Raw genomic sequence first — 3,487 nt, 5'->3', positions numbered from 1 at the left:
CCCCGGGCCCGGCCTTCGCCGGACTCCGTCCCGGCTACCGCCCGGCGCCGTCCACGACCGCCGCCCACTCGTCCAGCAGCTGCTCGGTGGCCTGGTCGTCCGGGCCCTCCGCCCACAGGTGGGTGACGGCCTCGGCCGGGTCCGGCAGCACCAGCGTCCACCGGCCGTCCGCCTCGACCACCCGCACGCCGTCCGTGGTGTCCAGCTTGCGGCTGCCCGCCGCCTCGACCACCGACCGCATGACCATGCCCTTGGCCGCCCACGGCGTCGCGATGTCCCGGCGCTTGATGTGCGCCTGCGGGATCCGCGCGTCGATCTGGCTGAGGGTCAGCTGCGTCCGGGCCACCAGGCCGACCAGCCGGACGAACGCCGCCGGACCGTCCAGCACCCCGGAGAACTCGGGCACCACGAAGCCGCCGCGCCCGTCACCGCCGAAGATGGTGCCCTCGGCCGCCGACGCCTTCGCCAGGTCGTCGGGCGAGGTCGTCGTCCAGATCACCTGCGTCCCGTGGTAGGCGGCCACCTGTTCCGCGATCCGCGTGGTGGTGACCGGCAGCGCCACCTGGCCGCTGCGGCGCTCGGCCGCGACCAGGTCGAGCAGGACGAGGAGGGCGCGGTCGTCCTGGATCACCCGGCCCAGCTCGTCGACGAACGACACCCGCTCGCCGACCGGGTCGAACCGCACGCCGAACGCCGCCCGGGAGGACGCCACCAGCTCTCCGAGCCTGGCCAGCGCCGCCCGGCGCTCCTCGGCGTCCTCGGTGGGGCGTGCCTCGTCGAGTCCGCTGTCGACCGTCAGGGCCTCCACACCGAGGCGGCCGAGGATGCTCGGCAGAACGAGCCCGGCACTGCCGTGCGCGGCGTCCACGACCACCTTCAGGCCCGCCTCACGGACCCCACTGGTGTCCACCGACCGCAGCAGGTTGCGCGCGTACGAGTCGAAGACGCTCGACGGGTGCAGCAGGTCGCCGATCTCGCCCGGGAAGGCGCGCCGGAACTCCTGGCGCGCATAGACCCGGTCGAGCTTGCGCTGGCCGGCCTGGGAGAGGTCGGCACCGGTCTCGTCGAAGAAGAGGATGTCGAGCGAGTCCGCCACGCCGGGCGTCGTCCGCAGGAAGATGCCGCCGGCGCTGCCCCTGGCCGTGTTCTGCCGGGCCACCGGCATCGGGACGTTCTCCAGGTCTCGGACGTCGATGGCACTGGTCTGCAGCGCCGAGATCATCGCCCGCTTGAGGGCGCGGGCACCGCGCGAGTGGTCACGCGCGATGGTGACGGTCGCCCCCTTCTTCAGGGTCGTCGCATAGGCGCCGGCCAGCCGTACCGCCAGCTCCGGGGTGATCTCGACATTGAGGATGCCGGAGACGCCGCGGACGCCGAACAGGTGCTCCTGGCCGCGGGACTCCCAGATCACCGAGGTGTTGACGACCGCGCCGGCCTCGATGGTCTTGAACGGGTAGACCCGGACGTTGCCGGCGAGCAGCGACTCCTCGCCGATCAGGCACTCGTCGCCGATGACGGCGCCCTCGTCGATCCGGGCGGCCCGCATGACATCGGTGTTCTTGCCGATCACACAGCCGCGCAGATTGCTCTGCGGCCCGACGTACACGTTGTCGTGGATCACGGCCTTGTGCAGGAACGCACCGCGCTTCACGACCACGTTGCTGCCCAGCACGGTGTGCTCGCGCAGCTCGACGCCGGCCTCCACCTTGGCGTAGTCGCCGATGTACAGCGGTCCGCGGAGCACCGCCTCCGGGTCGACCTCCGCACCCTCGGCGACCCAGACGCCCGGGGAGATCTCGAAGCCGTCCAGCTCGACGTCGACCTTGCCCTCCAGGACGTCCGCCTGGGCCTTCAGGTAGCTCTCGTGGGTGCCCACGTCCTCCCAGTAGCCCTCCGCGACATAGCCGTAGACCGGCTTGCCCTCCTTGAGCAACTGTGGGAACACGTCGCTCGACCAGTCGACGGACTCGCCGGCCGCGACGTACGCGAAGACCTCGGGCTCCATCACGTAGATGCCGGTGTTCACGGTGTCGGAGAAGACCTGCCCCCAGGTCGGCTTCTCCAGGAACCGCTCGACCCGGCCCTCGTCGTCCGTGATCGTGATGCCGAACTCCAGCGGGTTCGGCACCCGCGTCAGGCAGACGGTGACCAGTGCACCCTTCTCCCGGTGGAACGCGATCAGCTCGGAAAGATCGAAATCGGTGAGCGCGTCACCGGAGATCACAAGAAACGAATCGTCCTTGAGAGCGTCCTCGGCGTTCTTCACGCTGCCTGCGGTGCCGAGCGGGATCTCTTCGTTGGCGTAGGTGAGGTGCATCCCCAGCTCTTCGCCGTCCCCGAAGTAGTTCTTCACCAGGGAGGCGAGAAACTGCACGGTGACGACCGTGTCCGGGAGGCCGTGCCGTTTCAGCAGCCTGAGCACGTGCTCCATGATCGGCCTGTTGGCCACCGGCAGCAGCGGCTTGGGCATGCTGGAGGTCATAGGCCGAAGGCGAGTGCCCTCGCCTCCTGCCATCACGACGGCTTTCATTACGGGTGCGTCCTCCTTCGCGGTGGTGAACCCTGCGGATCCATCAAACCGTTCCAGAGCTTCTCTACCCGGATAAAAACGTCCGACTCACCGTGTCGCGGCAAGTCGGACGTAGAAGTCTTGTCAACAACGCATCAAACGCGTCGGCACCTCAGGCGGCAGCGCCGGCCGCCCTGACGATGCGGCGGGCCTGGACGGCGTAGAGGATGGCAGCCCACCAGTAGAGCACCGTGCCCCACCAGATGAATGCCCAGCTGACCGGCTCGGCAACCGTCGCCAGCCAGTTGTCGCCGGTGCCCAGCAGCAGAAGCGGAAAGGCGTACATCAGATTGAACGTGGCCGCCTTGCCCAGGAAACTCACCTGGAGCGGTCCGTACCCGTGCCGACTGAGAATCGGGAGCAACGAGGCGATGAACAACTCGCGCGCCAGCAGCACCAGGGTCAGCCAGAGCGGCAGAATCTCGCGCCACGTCAGACCGACCAGGGTCGACAGCACGTACAGGCGGTCCGCAGCGGGGTCCAGGAGCTGGCCCAGCCGGCTGATCTGACCCCACCGCCGCGCCAGCTTGCCGTCCAGGTAGTCGCTGACGCCGCTCAGCATCAGCACCACGATCGCCCAGCCGTCGTTGTTGGGCCCGCCGAACACCGGCCACAGGATCAGCCACAGGAAGATCGGAACCCCGACCAGCCGGCCGATGCTCAGCAGGTTGGGGATGGTGAGGACGCGGTCCGTCTGTACGCGCGTCTCCTGAACCTCCACCTGGGTTCCTCCTGATCGGGGCGGTCGGACTCCGCACGGGACGTCCGCCGTATGACGGTGCGGCAATGACCATACAACAGAGAAGCGCCCCCCCCCCCCCCGGGGGGGGGGGGGGGGGTATGTTTTTTGGGGGGGGGGCGCTCAGCCACACCGGTGGCCCCCCCCGCCCCACAGCGCGGTGGGGGGGGTGGTTGGCG

General features: G+C 69.4%; 2 protein-coding genes. Both read right to left on the bottom strand.

Annotated features, from left to right (window positions below; translation table 11 throughout):
• Positions 1–34: 34 nt before the first annotated feature.
• Positions 35–2,530 carry a sugar phosphate nucleotidyltransferase gene (locus tag ACFV0G_RS37330; protein ID WP_380557647.1) on the bottom strand — a complete coding sequence of 832 codons (2,496 nt, stop codon included), beginning with the start codon at positions 2,528–2,530 and terminating at the stop codon, positions 35–37.
• A gap of 151 nt (positions 2,531–2,681) precedes the next feature.
• Positions 2,682–3,290, bottom strand: a complete 609-nt coding sequence (locus ACFV0G_RS37325; protein ID WP_380557644.1) for a CDP-alcohol phosphatidyltransferase family protein — start codon at positions 3,288–3,290, stop codon at positions 2,682–2,684.
• Between the last annotated feature and the right edge of the window lie 197 nt (positions 3,291–3,487).

It is taken from the genome of Kitasatospora sp. NPDC059571 (genome assembly GCF_042735675.1).
Taxonomy (GTDB): domain Bacteria; phylum Actinomycetota; class Actinomycetes; order Streptomycetales; family Streptomycetaceae; genus Kitasatospora.
The sequence above is the reverse complement of the archived record's forward strand: the minus strand, read 5'-3'. Positions and strand labels throughout refer to the sequence as shown.